Genomic DNA, 15,864 nt, shown 5'->3' with positions numbered 1-15,864 from the left:
TCAGATCACCCTCTTTCAGGAAACACTAGCCGAAGCCCTGATTATAGCGATATACACTTAAACAAGGTAAATCATAGCCCCCTCCTCGCTTGCGGGAAGGGGGTTGGGGGTGGGTTTCTTATATCATTTCTAAACCCCTAAATTTAATGTTAAAATAAACCTAAATGTAACCATAATGAAAACTATGAAAAATGCCTAAAAAAATCAGAGAATTAAAAAGTTTACTCAAAAAAGCTGGCTTTATTTACCGTTCAGCAAAAGGAAGTCATACCCGGTGGTATCATCCTTTATTACCTAGTGATCCGATTACCATATCTGGTAAAGATGGAGATGATGCTAAACTATATATAGAAAAAGAAGTTACCGAAAAATTAGTAAAATTAAAATCAATTCAAGAAGAGGAGTCAGAAGAATGAATTTACATTACACAATTATTATTCAATGGAGTAGTGAAGATAAATGTTATTTAGTTCATTTACCAGAATTTCCTACTCAAAAATATCATACTCATGGTAATACTTATGAAGAGGCTATTAAAAATGCTCAGGAAGTTATAGAAATGCTAATTGCCGAATATCAAGAAGATGGTAAACCTTTACCTGTAGTTAAATCTTTGGAACAATTAATGAAGGTGGCTTAATATTCAATAACATTAAAATATATTAGCAGGGTTTAGCAATGATAAACCCTTACCATCTGTTATAAATTTTCCATAATCGCTGTAACTTGTCTTTTTAAATCAGATAAATTCTGTTCAATCTTCCTTACCACCTTTTGTATATTCCTCTATCCGTTCAATACATTCTTGAATATTACTTAAATATAAACGCTCATCTTTCACAACGGTACAGCTTCACCTAATACTTTATCTCTAATTAATTCATGTAAATTATCAGGTTCAGCAATATCCACTTTTCGTCCTAGCAATGCTGCTAAATCCTGCATTAAACCAATATAATCAAATAAACTACTTTGTGGTTTAAGTTCTACTAAAAAATCTACATCACTATCTGCTGTTGCTTCACCTCTAGCGACAGAACCAAAAACCCGCAAATTATCAGCACCATATTTAGTGGCAATCTTTAATATTTCTTCTCGAAATGGTAGTAATAATTCTTCAATTCCCATAATTTATTTTTGATAAACTTTAACCCTCTCTATTTTATAATATTACATCAGTAGTTGTCAATATAAAGATGAAATTTAGCAATGGATAAATTTAGAACAATACCGGAATATGATCAAGAAAATATTGAATCTGTTTGATATTATGTCAGGGTAAAGCAAAAGCTAAACCCCTAGCCAATGCTTCTATTTACATCCTTTCTAATACCTTAATTCCCAACAAAGATAATCCCAACTTCAGCGTTTTTGCAGTTAAATCACATAACATTAACCGCGAAGTTCTAGCAGGTTCTTCTGATTTGAGAACAGGACAATTTTCATAGAATTTGTTAAACTTATCGCTGAGTTGATACAAATAATCACACAACCGATTTGGTAATAAATCCTGTTCTACTTCCTTAATCACTTCATCAAGTTGTAAGAGATGTTTAGCTAAAGTTAATTCTGCATCTTCTTTTAGTAAGATTTGACGATTTATTCCCAAGTTGGTAAAGTCAATATTCCCTTGACGACTAATACCTTGAATCCTCACATAAGCATAAAGAAGATAAGGGGCTGTATTGCCTTTGAGAGATAACATTTTGTCATAACTAAAGACATAACTGCTGGTGCGATTTTGGCTTAAATCAGCATATTTAACCGCACTAATTCCCACTACTTCGGCGACATTTTGGATAAATTCCTCTGTTTCTGTGCGTCCGTCTTCTTGTAATCTCTTTTCTATGTCTGCACGAGCGCGGTTAATAGCTTCATCTAATAAATCTCGTAACCGCACAGTATCCCCAGAACGAGTTTTAAATTTTTTCCCATCTTCTCCTAATACTAACCCAAAAGGAACATGAACTAATTCCACATCATCAGGTATCCAATTGGCTTTTTTTGCTACTTGGAAAAATTGGGCAAAGTGGTTAGATTGTCCTTCGTCTGTCACATAAACAATTCGCTTGGCTTTATCTTCTTGAATCCGATAACCTAAAGCTGCTAAATCTGTGGTTGCGTAGTTATAACCACCGTCTGATTTTTGGACAATTAAGGGTAAAGGATTACCTTCTCTATTTGTAAAACCATCCAAGAAAACACATTTTGCCCCTTGACTTGATTCTAACAATCCTGTTGCTGCTAAATTTTCTACAACTTTTGATAATAAAGGATTATAAAAAGATTCACCTCTTTCTATTAATTGGATATTCAGTAAATCATAAATGATTTTAAATTCCTGTCGAGATTGTTCACATAACAATTTCCAGGCATGAAGCGTATCTTCTGCACCAGCTTGTAATCTCACAACTTCTTGACGGGAACTTTCTTGAAAAACCGGATCTTCATCAAATCGTTGTTTAGCTTGGCGGTAAAAATTAACTAAATCGCCAATATTTAAAGCATTTGCGGTAGTGAGTGCTTCTGGATAAACTTCCCGCAAATAGGTAATTAACATCCCAAATTGTGTACCCCAATCACCAACATGATTTAATCTTAAAACATCATGACCACAAAATTCTAAAATCCGGGCAATGGAATCACCAATAATAGTAGAACGTAAATGTCCAACGTGCATTTCTTTAGCAATATTCGGACTGGAAAAATCCACAATTTGCTTTTGGGGAATTGTCGCTTTAGGTATTCCCAATCTAGAATCTAATTGAATGGCGTTAAGTTGTGCTTCTAAATAAGATGTTTGTAATTTGAGGTTAATAAAACCGGGTCCAGCAATTTCTGGAGGTTCACAAATATCAGATACATCTAGTTTATTGACAATTTCCCCAGCGATAATTCTGGGTGGCTTTCCTAACTTTTTACTCAAGGATAAAGCCACATTAGCTTGATAGTCACCAAATTTAGGATTACTTGCAGAAACCAAAATTGGATCTGTATTGGTGTAATCTGTACCAAAAGCAGCCACTAAAGCCTGTGTTAATTTGAGTTTTAGTTGTTCTTGTGTAGAGTTCATTATGTGAATTGTATCTGCTTCTGCTGTTGAATATTGTGATATTTAATCATTTGAGATGTCATTTGGAAACCAGTTGTCATCTAGGACTTGCAATAGGCTAATCTGAGCATCTGGGGGAAGTGAACATAACTTGGAAACGGATTTAATAGCGACGGGATGAGCTTTTTCGTAGAACGTTTGTAATTGAGAATTAAGACTAGGACTATCTTCCAAATGCCCTTGAATTTGGGCGCGAAAGTTGACAATTTCCGCAGCCCAGTGATTACCGGATCTTGGTTTTTCAGATTCCCAGTAAGACAATTTGAGGAGATGTTCTAGAACACGGGTTAACAGACTAATTAGGGCGCGTTTGTCGTTTTTCCCCATAATTTCTAGTTCTTCGATTAAGTTATCCCAATCTATGTTTTCAAAATCACGGTTTTGGATTTGTTGGATAGTATCTTGTGTCCATTGGTTGTAATCTGTTTCATAAAGAGATGATGTCATGGTTTTCTTCTCTAGTATTTTTTGGGAGATTTACTTATTAATCATCTAACTTAGTTGATTATAACATTGAAGAGATAATTTATATAGAAATAATATTTGATTTTTGTAATATTATGTACGGTGGGCATTGTCTACCAAAAAACTTTCAACTTTGTTAACTATTCTTTACTCGTTGCTATATAACTTTTAAATCTTTATATAGCAATCCCCATACAAGTAAGGTGCAATAAGTCAGAACTAAACGCAGATAAAGGCAGATAAACACAGATGATTTTGTACCTCATTAGACTAGGAAACGCTATATTCGTTCTCGTTTTTCTTGTAGTTTTAGCATTATTTCTGCGTGCATTTCGCGGGTAATGGGATAAAAGTACATTAACACTAAACCTGCTATTAAACAAACAGTTGGTATTGGTCCAACAGCGATACGAATAGCTAAAAGTGCTGATTCTGGTTGTACAGGTAAGGAACTTTGTCCAATAACAGCCTCTTTAAAACCATAAGCTTGTAAAGTATTACCGACTAAAAATAGCCCCAAAGCTAAACCAAATTTTTGCAGTAAAACCATGAAACCATAGAAAATTCCTTCTCGTCTTTGTCCGGTTTGTAATTCATCTAATTCAATAATATCAGGTATCATTGACCAGGGAATTAGATAAGCTGTAGAAACTCCCACACCTGCCATTATAGCCATAACATACATTAAACCAATTTGATCAGGTTGTAAGAAAAATAATCCACCGGCAGCAATAATCCAAGAACTCATTCCTAGAAAATAAACCAGTTTTTTACCAATTTTTTGACTTAAATAACTCCAAATAAATAACATAAATAAAGCCGTTCCTTGAACTGCAATCATCACCGTGGGGACATCTCCCTCTTTAAGTTTCATACAGTTAACGACAAAATAGGGAATAATACTGGCTGTGATTTGCACACCTAACCAAGAAAAAAGATAGATAGCAATTACAAAGAGAAAGGGTTTATTAGTAAAGACGATTTTTAGCTGTTCAAAAAAGGGAATTTCTGCCTCTTTTGGTAATTGTATACGTTTAGCTTCAAAAGCCAAAATGCGATCGCGCACACCATAAACGCACCAATACAAAGATAAAATAGAAATTACAGTACAAATTGCGGCTAAAACTAAATACTGTTGTTGGCGATCGCTAATTTGTGAGAAAATAATTTTTGATAAAATTAATGATAAAATACTGCCACCAATCGAAAACGTAAACCGAAAACTATTTAAACTAGTCCGTTCATCATAATCTTGAGTTAATTCAGGAGTCATGGCTGTATAAGGCAAATTTACAACGGTAAAAAAAGCCTGAGATACAATCCCAATAGCTACATAATACCAAAATAAACACCAAACATTAATGTTTTTATCCGCAGTAAATTGGGGGACAATCCATTGTAAGAAAAAGAAAACACCAAAAGGAATCGCACCATATAAAAGCCAAGGTAGACGACGACCCCAACGACGGGATTGGGTTTTATCAGTTAGCATTCCCACCATAGGATCATTAATACCATCCCAAATTTTACCAATCATCAAAATACTACCTGCCAAACCTGCTGAAATTCCGGCTACATTAGTAAAGAAAACCATCATGTAAAAGACAGCAATATTTGCAGTAATAGCAGGACCCAAATCTCCAGCACCATAAGCTAGTTTGGTTTTTAAATCTAATTTTTTACTGGTTAGCGATTGGTGAAAATGCTTATTATCGGAATTATCCTTAACCATAAATTACACCCATCTTAGTTGACAATTGATAATTATTAGCACACTTTTTTAATCCTATGTCAGACCTTTACATTTCTTGGCCAGATTATCACCACAAAATTGAACAATTAGCCGTTAAAATTTATCAATCAGGCTGGGAATTTAACCAAATTGTCTGTTTAGCTAGGGGGGGACTGCGTGTAGGAGATATTCTTTCCCGTATCTACAATCAACCTTTGGCAATTTTATCTACTTCATCTTACAGCGACATGGGTAAACAAGAGAGAAATAATTTACTTATTTCCCGTCAATTAACCATGACTAGTGAAAATTTAGGTTCGCGGATTTTGCTTGTAGATGATTTAGTAGATTCTGGTGTCACTATTCAGAAAATAGTTCCGTGGTTATACTCCTATGGACAATCCTCCATTGCAGAAATTCGCACCGCTGTAATTTGGTATAAAGCTTGTTCTGTTGTTGTTCCAGATTACTATACTGATTATCTGCCCGATAATCCTTGGATTCATCAACCTTTTGAACATTACGAATATATTAGTCCTTCCGAACTGGCAAAAAAGCATAATTTAGGGGTTGCAGAATAGCAGTGAAAGATACTCGTTTAGGACTTACGCAAGATTCATGGAATAACGAACCACAGAGGCACAGAGGTCACGGAGAAATGAGGATTTGAGAGATATTTTGCGTAAGTCCTGTCGTTTTGTTGTGACTTCATTGCCTACAAAAAAAGTGCTTTGTGAAAAACTTCATGCTCAAATATAGCAATTCCCATACAAGTGATAACAAGTCGCCTCTTACTAAGCAAGGACGGCGAAGTCGGGGGGTAAATTATATGCAACTTTACAAATAAATGGTATGAGGTGCAATAAGTCAGAATTAAACGCAGATAAACGCAGATGAACACAGATAATTTTGTACCTCATTAGACCAGGAAATGATATATTAGCTTTGAGTCTTAATTATTAGTTCTATAGGAGAGAAATTGGTGAGCATGGATAAACTTTTGGAGCAGGTAGTTAGTCAGGTATTAGCATTAGTAACCTTTTTCGCTTTCCCCGTAATCCAATATTTTCTACTCAAGTGGACAGTACGACAAGAAGGACTACCGAGGCTTGGATACCTGCCAGAATATGGTTTTAGAATGGTCATTCGGAACATACCTCGAAAAAGACTTTTAAAGAATATTAAATATAAAGTTTTTCTCAGAAGCCTTATTCCACCATCTAAAGGTTCTACAGCTTATACTTTCTATGATACTGATATTCTCTATAGAGAAGAATTATTTGTTTTTCCCAATTCAGACCAAACTATGTTAAGCTTTCAATTACAGGGAGATAAAGAAGATAATATTGACTTTGTTATTACAGATAAACTGGGCAACAAGATTCAAAATGGAATCTCAATAAAGAATTTTGAAAAGCTGATTTGTGATTATTCAGCAACAGTTGAGAATTTCTTTAACTTTGACGTTCAAATTGAAAAACGAGTTGTTATTCAATCTTCTTCTTTGATCAAAATGTGGCAGGAAACTCATTTGGGATGTGACAAATTCAAAGAATTTAATGTTGACTACATACTAACTCCTGGTTATTAGTGCAATACATAGAGGTATATACCAATGAATTTTTGCAGTAGCCCAATTCGGTAATTCTGTTGATGCAGATAAGCACTGTATGATTGTAGTTGAAGCAGATTTCCAGTTAAAACAGCCATAACCAAAGAGGGAGAGTAAATAACAAGACTATAATCCCCATTGCTAAAGCGGTGACAGCCAAATCACGATCTAAATCAAAGGTTTCTGCTATTACCAGTGTAGCTAAGGCTGGAGGCATGGCCATTTGCAAAACTATCACCTGCGCTGCCTTACCAGTGACACCAAAAAGGGAGAGGGTACTACCTAAAATCAGGGGAACTAGTACCATTTTAATGAAGATACTACTCCCCGCTTGTGGTAATTTAGTCCAAGAATTTAGTTGTGAAAGTCTCATACCAATTAACATTAAGGATAAAGCTACTGTACTCCAAGCCAATTTTTCTAACAAAAATACTACTGACTCAGGAAGCGCGACTTGACGCAACAGTAAACCAAATCCAAAACTCCACAGCGCGGGGTTAATAAAAATTACCTTTGCTACTTGGATGCGATTTTGGATATTATTGCCGAATTTAGCGGCTAAAACCACACCTAAACCATAAGCACCAAAGAGTGAACCTAACATATCATAAAATAAAGCCCAGGCAAAATATTCTTTACCTACCATTGCTAAAGTTATGGGAAAACCCAGATAACCTGTATTACCTACCATTGCTGCTAAAATCAGACTACCTTGAGTTGCTCTTTGGGGGACTGAGTTGGTGAAATGACCTTTTACTTTGATTCTTAACCAAGCTAATAATGCCCCCAAAAAGATTGCCAAATGAGCTATTATCGGTGCAATCCAAATTTGTCCTGATAAGTCTGTTTGCAGTAAAAAACCAATAATACCAATAGGTACTCCCACCCAATAGAGAAACTGACCTATGTAAATGGAAGCACTACCGGGTAATTTACGTCCCAGTATAAATCCTATCAGGATTAATCCCACTAATCGAAGATATAGTTCTAAAATATCTATCAAAATTACACCTAAAATAATTAAGAATTAAAAATGCAAAAAACTTTTGTCTTTTACCTTTTTTAACTATTAAACACAAATAGGAGCAAAAACTTGAATAAAGCTGGGTTTCCCAAAAAACCACACAATTCCTATCCTCATTCTGATGATGATATTCCCATAGCTATTCGTGATAATTCTGATGCTGTAAGTAGTATAAAATTAAAGCCACAAGTTGTAATCATCAGTGGATTTGCTGGATTTTTGCTGCTGGCTGTCTCTAGTGGTTTTTTATTTTCTCTGACAACACCTCAGCAAACTCCCAATTCAGAGCCGGAAGCGATTAGCTCTACATCGGTAGCTAATAATACTTCTGGTAAAGATGATACAGTTCTGGGACATTTCCCATATTCAGAAGCACCAGAGTCAGAATTAGCCCCAATTACGGCTGACAATAGGATTAGAATGCGAAAATCTGCTGCTGTCAAATTTCAAGCCATGGTACAAGCGGCTAGGAGTGCGGGTGTAATTTTAGTGCCAATTTCTGGCTTTCGTTCCGTACAAGAGCAAAAGCAGTTATTTTTTGATATTGGCGCACAACGTAACCAAACTCCAGCAGAAAGAGCGTCTCTGAGCGCACCTCCTAATCATAGTGAACATCATACAGGCTATGCTGTAGATATTGGCGATGGTGCAGTACCAGCCACTAATTTACAAGCCAATTTTGAAAATACTAAAGCTTATCAGTGGTTACAAGCCAATGCAGCCAGATTTAGTTTTGAAATTTCCTTTCCTAAAGATAACATTCAAGGTGTCAGTTATGAACCTTGGCATTGGCGTTTTGTGGGTGATAGTGATAGTTTAGAAACATTTTATAAAGCCAAAAATATTAAACCTATAAAAACACCATAATGATAGTCAGAGAATATCAGATATCTGACACTGAAGCCATTATGAAACTGTTTTATGACACAGTTCATCAAATCAATATTTTTGATTACACTCAAGAACAAGTAAATGCTTGGACTGGCGAAACTATGGATTATGAATTTTGGCATGAAAGGTTAAAATCCAAGCTGCCTTTTATTGCAGAAAAGCATGGTGAAATAGTTGGTTTTGCAGAATTAGAAGCAAATGGGCATATTGATTGTTTTTATTGTCATAGCCAATACCAAAGGCAAGGTATAGGTTCAAAACTCTTGACTCATATAGAAAATATGGCAAAATCTAGAAAAATTAATCGGCTATATGCAGAAGTAAGTATTACCGCAAAACCATTTTTTCAATACTGGGGATTTACTGTAGTCAAAGAACAAGAAGTAGAACGTCGAGGAATAAAATTTAAAAATTATGTAATGGAAAAATATTTATAATTTCTAGTTTTACATTAGTTCAGATTTCATGTATTTATTTCTTCCTTTGCCTCTTTGCGCGAAATAAAATTAAATGTAGTTTATCGGTGCAGTTTTCCCACACCGATTTGCATAGCTTAACTCTAATTTTCCGTGGTTTATCTGTTACGCTAAGGCAGAAGCTTGGGGTTTGGCAAAAATCATCCTCCCGGCGGAAGTTTGTAAGGCACTGGTGACTACTACCCGTAATTCACCACCCACATAAGGACTACCTTCTTCCACTACTACCATTGTGCCATCATCTAAATAGCCAATTCCTTGACTTGGTTCTTTACCTTCTTTGAGAATTTTCAAATCAAGATTATCACCAGGTAAATAAGTTGGTCTGACGGCATTTACTAAATCATTAACATTCAAAACCGGGACTTTTTGCACACTAGCAACTTTTGATAAGTTATAATCATTAGTCAGTAATGTCCCATTAATTTCCTGGGCAAAACGGACTAATTTAGCATCAACGTTGGGTGTGTCCTCATAATCCACAGGGTTAATTAAAATACGTTCTGGGTAAGTTTCTCGAATGCGGTTGAGGATTTCTAGTCCTCTTCTGCCCCTGACCCGTTTTTGGTCTTTGGTAGCATCAGCTACTTGCTGTAATTCCTGTAAAACAAATTGGGGAACAAGAATTAGCCCTTCTAAAAATCCGGTTTCTAGTAGTGTTTCAATGCGGCCATCTATAATGCAGCTAGTATCTAAAACTTTGGTATTAGCAGGTTTAAGAGTTCCTTCTACTACCATACTTTCCACAGTATTGGGGTTAATTAACCTTAATAATCCCCGTCCATGGGTATCGGCCAAGTTCATGCCTGTAACAGAGAGGATAATACTGCCAACAACAGCTACAAGGGGTTTAATAAAGCTAAAATCTGGAGGAATGGGTAGTAAAAATAGAGGTGCTAACATCAAGTTAGCTAATAGTAGCCCAATTATTAAGCCAATAGACCGGGTTAAAATCGCTTCCAGAGGCATTTCCCGGACTTGTGATTCTAAACGACGGTATGTAGTTTGAAAACTTAGCCCTACAGCACCGCCAATAATGGCAGCAAAGACGGCTATAACTAAGCGTAAGGCCTCTACATTCGTGACTCCATTAAGAGTACCTGGGGAGAGTAGATCAGTGCTGAAATAACCTATCCCCGACGCTGCTAAGATAAATGAGAGAATAATAAAGACATCCAGCATGGTGGTGTTGTGTTCCTACAACGGTATTTATTTGATAAAGTAAAGTATGCTTGCTTCTATCCTGTTGGGTAAATTCAGAAATATGAGATCATATTATCTGATCAGACCGAGGAAATATGCCAACATTATAACTAAAGAGTTTTAACTGCATATTATTTTTATTTTTAGGCAAAAAGGCGAAAATTTTAGCAACAAACTCCTCATTTTCATGATTTTTAATATTCAAATCACATTCACCTCACAATTTTTAAAAGAATGACTCAACAAAATACTGGTTGGGAGATTCCTCGTTCTGCTTATGTACATATTCCCTTTTGTCGACGACGATGTTATTATTGTGATTTTCCCGTATTCGTGGTAGGCGATCACTCGCGGGGTGAAAATTCTGGGACAATTAACGAATATGTGGAATTTTTATGTCAAGAAATCAGAATTGCGCCGGTTTATGGTCAACCTTTAGAAACAATTTTTTTTGGCGGTGGTACTCCTTCGCTGTTATCAACAGAACAATTACAACGTATATTAACAACCTTAGAAAAGCGGTTTGGGATCACATCTAGGGTAGAGATATCTATGGAAATCGATCCAGGAACGTTTGATTTAGCACATATCGCTGGTTATTGCAGCTTAGGAGTAAATCGCGTAAGTTTGGGTGTACAAGCTTTCCAAGCAGAATTGTTAAAAACCGCAGGGCGATCGCATACACTGATAGATATTATTACAGCTATAGAGTTAATCCATAAAGTCGAGATTCCCGAATTTAGCTTAGACTTAATTTCCGGCTTACCGCACCAGAGTTTAGAAACATGGCAAGATTCCTTAACTCAAGCTATAGCAGCCGCACCAACCCACATTTCCGTCTATGATCTTACCATTGAACCGGGAACAGTCTTCAACCGTTATTATCGGCCGGGAGATCATCCCCTACCCACAGATGAAACCACAGTTAAAATGTATCATCTAGGGCATAAAATGTTAACACAGGCCGGTTACGAACATTACGAAATTTCCAATTATGCCCAACTAGGACACCAATGTAGACATAATCGAGTCTACTGGGAAAATCTTCCCTATTATGGTTTTGGCATGGGTGCAGCCAGCTATACTCAAGGTAAACGCTTTACTCGTCCCCGCAAAACCCAGGAATATTACCAATGGTTAAAAGCCGGTGCTGTCATGGATTGTCCAGTCACTTCTGCAAATGATATTTTATTAGAAACTTTAATGCTAGGACTACGGTTAGCGGAAGGAGTTAGTTTAAATTCCCTAGTCGCAAAATTTGGTAATCATCAAGTTGAGAAAATTCAAAGCTGTTTGCAACCATACTTTGATCGAGGTTGGGTGAGAATTGTTGAAGATCGGTTACGCTTTAGCGATACCGATGGTTTTATATTTTCTAATGTGATGTTAGCGAAGTTGTTTGAAAAGTTGGGGGAATAAGGTGAATATATCTATCTCACGCAAAGGCGCAAAGACGCAAAGTTTGAGATTGTGATAGTCTGGTTTGATAGTTGAAAAAATGTAGGGTGTGTTAGCGATAGCGTAACGCACCAAAATAACTAGAAATTGAACATAAGTTTAATGGTCTTTCTGGCTATATTAGTATTATTTTAATTCTAGCTAAATCCGGTTTTTTATTGTCATATAAACAAAGGCCAGACTAACTCACTCAGCTTCTCCATAAGTTTCGTTGTATATCTTCCTCAACAGGATACCGTTATAAGTCCAGTAAGGACCAGGGGACATAGACAATTTTTAGGTCTTCCATCTTAATTTCATTTTAAACAAAAAAGCATTATCAAATTTTACTTATTCTGTGAAGTGTAACTATATCTTACAGAAGGCAATCGCACAAAACAAAAATCTAAAAAGTTACTACACTCCGAATAGATTCCCCTCTGTGCATTAAATCAAAAGCATCATTAATTTTTTCCATCGGCATAACATGAGTAATTAAATCATCAATATTAATCTTACCATCCATATACCAATCTACAATTTTTGGCACATCAGTTCTTCCTCTAGCACCACCAAAAGCCGAACCTTTCCAAACTCTTCCAGTTACTAATTGAAATGGACGAGTGCTGATTTCTTGTCCCGCACCAGCAACACCAATGATCACACTCACACCCCAACCTTTATGACAACATTCTAAGGCTTGACGCATGGTATTAACATTACCAATACATTCAAAAGAATAGTCAGCACCACCATTTGTTAAATCTACTAAATAAGGAACTAAATCACCTGCAACTTCATGAGGATTCACAAAATGCGTCATCCCAAATTTTTCGGCTAAAGCCCGTTTTTTGGGATTAATATCTACACCAATAATCTTATTCGCGCCCACCATTCGCGCTCCTTGGATGACGTTTAAACCAATCCCCCCTAAACCAAAAACTACTACATTTGCACCTGGTTCTACTTTAGCTGTATAAATTACCGCGCCAATACCTGTTGTTACGCCACAACCAATATAACAAACTTTATCAAAAGGGGCATCCTCTCGAATTTTGGCGACAGCAATTTCTGGCAATACCGTATAATTAGCGAAGGTGGATGTACCCATATAATGGTGAATAATATCGCCATCAATACTAAAACGACTAGTACCATCTGGCATTAAACCCCGTCCTTGTGTGCCGCGAATTGCTTGACAAAGATTAGTTTTGAAGCTGAGGCAATAATCACATTGACGACATTCAGGGGTGTATAAAGGAATCACATGATCTCCAGGTTTAAGACTTTTGACATCAGCCCCCACTTCGACAACTATACCAGCACCTTCATGGCCTAAAATTGCCGGAAATAAACCTTCAGGATCATCACCAGAAAGGGTAAAAGCATCCGTATGACATACTCCACTAGCTTTAATCTCAATTAATACTTCCCCTGCTTGTGGTCCTTGTAATTGGACGGTTTCAATTGTTAAGGGTTTTCCCGGACTGTATGCTACTGCTGCTTTGACTTCCATTTGATTCTCTTGATTGGCGAGGATTTACGTAATTTTATCTCACCCAGAGGCACTCCAGGCGCGAAGAGGAATATTTTTCATGATTACTTGTCAAATTGTTCTATGTATGCTAGAGTGATGGGCATTGTCAGAAAAATATCCTATCTAATTAACTACGGTTTAGACTGGTTGAAGTCAGCAGATATTTTAGCAATTATGACCATAAAATTAATCTTGGCTGCAACTACCCACTTTGACGATTAATAAACTCTGTAATAAACATGATCAAACCTGCCCTTACTAAAATTGGCGCTCAAATGTCTAACTTAACTGGCGTAAGAGCGATTATGAAAGATATTAACGAAACCCTCAGAGCCAGTAAGGGAAAGGAATTATATAATTTGAGTGCCGGGAATCCCCTGATTTTACCAGAGGTGGAACAGTTATGGCGGGATTGTACGGCAGATTTATTAGCTAGTTCTGAATATGGTGAGGTCGTTTGTCGTTACGGTTCAAGTCAAGGTTATTCACCATTAATTGAGGCAATTGTCAAGGACTTTAACCAGCGTTATGGGTTAAGTTTAACTGACCGGAATATTTTAATTACTGCGGGTAGTCAAACTATATATTTTTATGCCGCTAATGCTTTCGGTGGTTATACTGAAGATGGTAATTTAAAGGAAATTGTTCTGCCTTTAAGTCCAGATTATACTGGTTATGGTGGTGTTTGTTTGTTCCCAGAAGCTTTAGTCGCTTATAAGCCTACTTTGGATATTGATAGGGACGCACACCGTTTTAAATATCGTCCTGATTTTAACCAACTTTCCATTACGGAAAATACTGGTTGTGTGATATTTTCTCGTCCTTGTAATCCTACTGGTAATGTTTTAACTAATGATGAAGTGAATAAAATCACTGATTTAGCAGCGCCCCATCATGTTCCTGTATTAATTGATTCTGCTTACGCGCCTCCGTTCCCAGCTTTGAATTTTACAGACATGACTCCCGTATTTGGGGAGAATATCCTCCACTGTATGAGTTTATCAAAGGCGGGATTACCTGGAGAACGGATTGGGGTGGCTATTGGTGATGAAAAGCTAATTCAGGTCTTAGAATGTTTTCAAACTAATGTGGGAATTCATTCTTCTCGATATGGTCAAGCGATCGCCGCCCGCGCCATAGAATCAGGTATATTAGCAAATATCGCTGAAAATGTGATTCGTCCTTTCTACCAGCAAAAGTTTGATGTGTTAGAAAGTACATTAGCATCGGCAATGCCAAAAAATTTACCCTGGTTCTTACATCGTGGTGAAGGAGCGATTTTTGGCTGGTTGTGGTTGCAGGATTTACCCATGACTGATTGGGAATTTTACCAGGAATTAAAGAAAGTTGGTGTGATTGTTGTTCCTGGTAGTAGTTTCTTCCCCGGTTTACAAGAGGAATGGGAACACAAACACCAATGTCTCAGAATTAGTTTGACTGGTAGTGATGAGGAGATTATTATCGGTATGCAGCGTTTAGCTAAGGTTGCTGAACAGGTTTATCAAGTTGCGGCTGTAAGTGTGTAAGAGAAATGAACCACGAAGACGCAAAGAACACGAAGAAAATATTGCAAGGAAGCAGGAAGCAGCCAGCAGGGGTAAAAGATCAAAAATCTCCTCTTCCTGGTGCTGTGAGGGCTGAGAAACCCCTTTCTCAACTAATTCCTGATCTTGATGATTGGTTAGAAATTGGTAAAATTGTCGCACCTCAAGGTTTAAATGGGGAGTTGCGGGTTTATCCTGATACTGATTTTCCCGAACGCTTTGAAGAACCGGGAAAACGCTGGTTATTACGTCCAGGGGAAACGGAACTTCAACCTGTAGAATTATTAAGTGGACGCTATGTTGAGAGTAAAAATCTCTATGTGATTAGATTAAAAGGAGTAAGCGATCGCTCTCAAGCTGAAAATATGCGTGATTGTCGGTTCTTTGTGCCTATAAGCGATCGCCCTAAGTTGGCGGCTGGTGAGTTTCATGTGATAGACTTGTTAGGATTGCAGGTTTTTATGCAATCTTCTGGGGAGTTGGTGGGAACACTGGTGGATATATTACCTTCAGGTCATGATTTATTAGAAGTAAAATTAGATTCTACTTTTGCTGAGGATAAAGCCGTAAAAACAGTTTTAATTCCCTTTGTGATGGAAATTGTCCCTGTTGTGGATTTGGAAAATCGTCGCGTCGAAATTACTCCCCCCCCTGGTTTGTTCTCTATTAATAATTAGAGTGCCGACCCAAAAAAGCTAACTAATGCTAACAAAAGTCTGCTTTTTCTTCCTGCTTCATCCTAGAAGTGTCGGCACTATCTAGTCCACAGGCTAACACGGTTAATCTAACCGCTTCTTGTTTTAAATTAATTGCAGCGTTTACATCTCTATC

General features: G+C 36.9%; 17 protein-coding genes. 10 read left to right on the top strand and 7 right to left on the bottom strand.

Features of this window, described 5'->3' with window-relative positions; genetic code table 11:
• The first annotated feature begins 191 nt into the window (after window positions 1–191).
• On the top strand, window positions 192–416 hold the full coding sequence (locus H6G25_RS09550; RefSeq protein ID WP_027403709.1) for a type II toxin-antitoxin system HicA family toxin: 225 nt from the start codon (window positions 192–194) through the stop codon (window positions 414–416).
• Entirely contained in the window at window positions 413–640 is a 228-nt protein-coding gene (locus tag H6G25_RS09545) for a type II toxin-antitoxin system HicB family antitoxin (RefSeq protein WP_027403710.1), read from the top strand. Before H6G25_RS09550 ends, H6G25_RS09545 begins: the two co-directional genes overlap by 4 nt.
• A 197-nt stretch (window positions 641–837) precedes the next feature.
• On the opposite strand, the gene H6G25_RS09540 is transcribed toward H6G25_RS09545, so the two are convergent.
• The 4 genes from H6G25_RS09540 to H6G25_RS09525 all read right to left on the bottom strand — a co-directional run bounded on the left by H6G25_RS09540 (window position 838) and on the right by H6G25_RS09525 (window position 5,309).
• Window positions 838–1,128: a nucleotidyltransferase family protein gene (locus tag H6G25_RS09540; RefSeq protein ID WP_028091149.1), complete on the bottom strand. Its 291-nt coding sequence runs from the start codon at window positions 1,126–1,128 to the stop codon at window positions 838–840.
• A gap of 187 nt (window positions 1,129–1,315) precedes the next feature.
• On the bottom strand, window positions 1,316–3,073 hold the full coding sequence (gene argS / locus H6G25_RS09535) for an arginine--tRNA ligase (protein WP_190392272.1): 1,758 nt from the start codon (window positions 3,071–3,073) through the stop codon (window positions 1,316–1,318).
• Between the two features lie 42 nt (window positions 3,074–3,115).
• The gene (locus tag H6G25_RS09530; RefSeq protein WP_190392271.1) at window positions 3,116–3,559 is read right to left on the bottom strand and encodes a DUF29 domain-containing protein; all 444 of its coding nucleotides are present in this window, start codon (window positions 3,557–3,559) and stop codon (window positions 3,116–3,118) included.
• A 298-nt stretch (window positions 3,560–3,857) separates the two neighbouring features.
• Window positions 3,858–5,309, bottom strand: a complete 1,452-nt coding sequence (locus tag H6G25_RS09525) for an MFS transporter (protein ID WP_190392270.1) — start codon at window positions 5,307–5,309, stop codon at window positions 3,858–3,860.
• A 56-nt stretch (window positions 5,310–5,365) separates the two neighbouring features.
• Between H6G25_RS09525 and H6G25_RS09520 the strand changes: the two genes are divergently transcribed.
• Together H6G25_RS09520 and H6G25_RS09515 are read left to right on the top strand one after the other, a co-directional pair.
• Window positions 5,366–5,890: a phosphoribosyltransferase gene (locus H6G25_RS09520; protein ID WP_190392269.1), complete on the top strand. Its 525-nt coding sequence runs from the start codon at window positions 5,366–5,368 to the stop codon at window positions 5,888–5,890.
• Window positions 5,891–6,291: 401 nt separating this feature from the next.
• Window positions 6,292–6,900, top strand: coding sequence for a hypothetical protein (locus tag H6G25_RS09515; protein WP_190392268.1), 609 nt, complete (start codon window positions 6,292–6,294; stop codon window positions 6,898–6,900).
• Between the two features lie 106 nt (window positions 6,901–7,006).
• On the opposite strand, the gene H6G25_RS09510 is transcribed toward H6G25_RS09515, so the two are convergent.
• Window positions 7,007–7,924 carry an AEC family transporter gene (locus H6G25_RS09510; protein ID WP_190392267.1) on the bottom strand — a complete coding sequence of 306 codons (918 nt, stop codon included), beginning with the start codon at window positions 7,922–7,924 and terminating at the stop codon, window positions 7,007–7,009.
• 90 nt (window positions 7,925–8,014) lie between these two features.
• On the opposite strand from H6G25_RS09510, the gene H6G25_RS09505 reads away from it, so the two are divergent.
• Together H6G25_RS09505 and H6G25_RS09500 are read left to right on the top strand one after the other, a co-directional pair.
• The gene (locus H6G25_RS09505; protein WP_190392266.1) at window positions 8,015–8,812 is read left to right on the top strand and encodes a M15 family metallopeptidase; all 798 of its coding nucleotides are present in this window, start codon (window positions 8,015–8,017) and stop codon (window positions 8,810–8,812) included.
• Entirely contained in the window at window positions 8,812–9,273 is a 462-nt protein-coding gene (locus tag H6G25_RS09500; protein ID WP_190392265.1) for a GNAT family N-acetyltransferase, read from the top strand. Before H6G25_RS09505 ends, H6G25_RS09500 begins: the two co-directional genes overlap by 1 nt.
• Window positions 9,274–9,417: 144 nt before the next feature.
• Here H6G25_RS09500 and H6G25_RS09495 read toward each other — a convergent pair whose 3' ends face one another.
• On the bottom strand, window positions 9,418–10,494 hold the full coding sequence (locus H6G25_RS09495; RefSeq protein WP_137906217.1) for a PIN/TRAM domain-containing protein: 1,077 nt from the start codon (window positions 10,492–10,494) through the stop codon (window positions 9,418–9,420).
• A gap of 255 nt (window positions 10,495–10,749) precedes the next feature.
• On the opposite strand from H6G25_RS09495, the gene hemW reads away from it, so the two are divergent.
• Window positions 10,750–11,934 carry a radical SAM family heme chaperone HemW gene (hemW, locus tag H6G25_RS09490; protein ID WP_190392264.1) on the top strand — a complete coding sequence of 395 codons (1,185 nt, stop codon included), beginning with the start codon at window positions 10,750–10,752 and terminating at the stop codon, window positions 11,932–11,934.
• Window positions 11,935–12,358: 424 nt separating this feature from the next.
• On the opposite strand, the gene H6G25_RS09485 is transcribed toward hemW, so the two are convergent.
• A complete protein-coding gene (locus H6G25_RS09485) occupies window positions 12,359–13,468 on the bottom strand; it encodes an S-(hydroxymethyl)glutathione dehydrogenase/class III alcohol dehydrogenase (protein WP_190392263.1) in 1,110 nt (369 codons plus the stop codon).
• A gap of 102 nt (window positions 13,469–13,570) precedes the next feature.
• Between H6G25_RS09485 and H6G25_RS09480 the strand changes: the two genes are divergently transcribed.
• Genes H6G25_RS09480 through rimM form a run of 3 tightly spaced genes read left to right on the top strand, consistent with a single transcriptional unit; the run spans window position 13,571 to window position 15,710 of the window.
• Complete coding sequence (locus H6G25_RS09480; RefSeq protein ID WP_155963106.1) at window positions 13,571–13,711, top strand: hypothetical protein; 141 nt, start codon at window positions 13,571–13,573, stop codon at window positions 13,709–13,711.
• 20 nt (window positions 13,712–13,731) lie between these two features.
• The gene (locus H6G25_RS09475) at window positions 13,732–15,015 is read left to right on the top strand and encodes a valine--pyruvate transaminase (RefSeq protein WP_190392347.1); all 1,284 of its coding nucleotides are present in this window, start codon (window positions 13,732–13,734) and stop codon (window positions 15,013–15,015) included.
• A gap of 5 nt (window positions 15,016–15,020) precedes the next feature.
• Window positions 15,021–15,710 carry a ribosome maturation factor RimM gene (rimM, locus tag H6G25_RS09470; protein ID WP_190392262.1) on the top strand — a complete coding sequence of 230 codons (690 nt, stop codon included), beginning with the start codon at window positions 15,021–15,023 and terminating at the stop codon, window positions 15,708–15,710.
• Window positions 15,711–15,864: the final 154 nt, after the last annotated feature.

Source organism: Dolichospermum sp. FACHB-1091, from assembly GCF_014697585.1.
GTDB lineage: Bacteria > Cyanobacteriota > Cyanobacteriia > Cyanobacteriales > Nostocaceae > Dolichospermum.
This window is presented reverse-complemented; position numbering and strand designations above follow the sequence as displayed.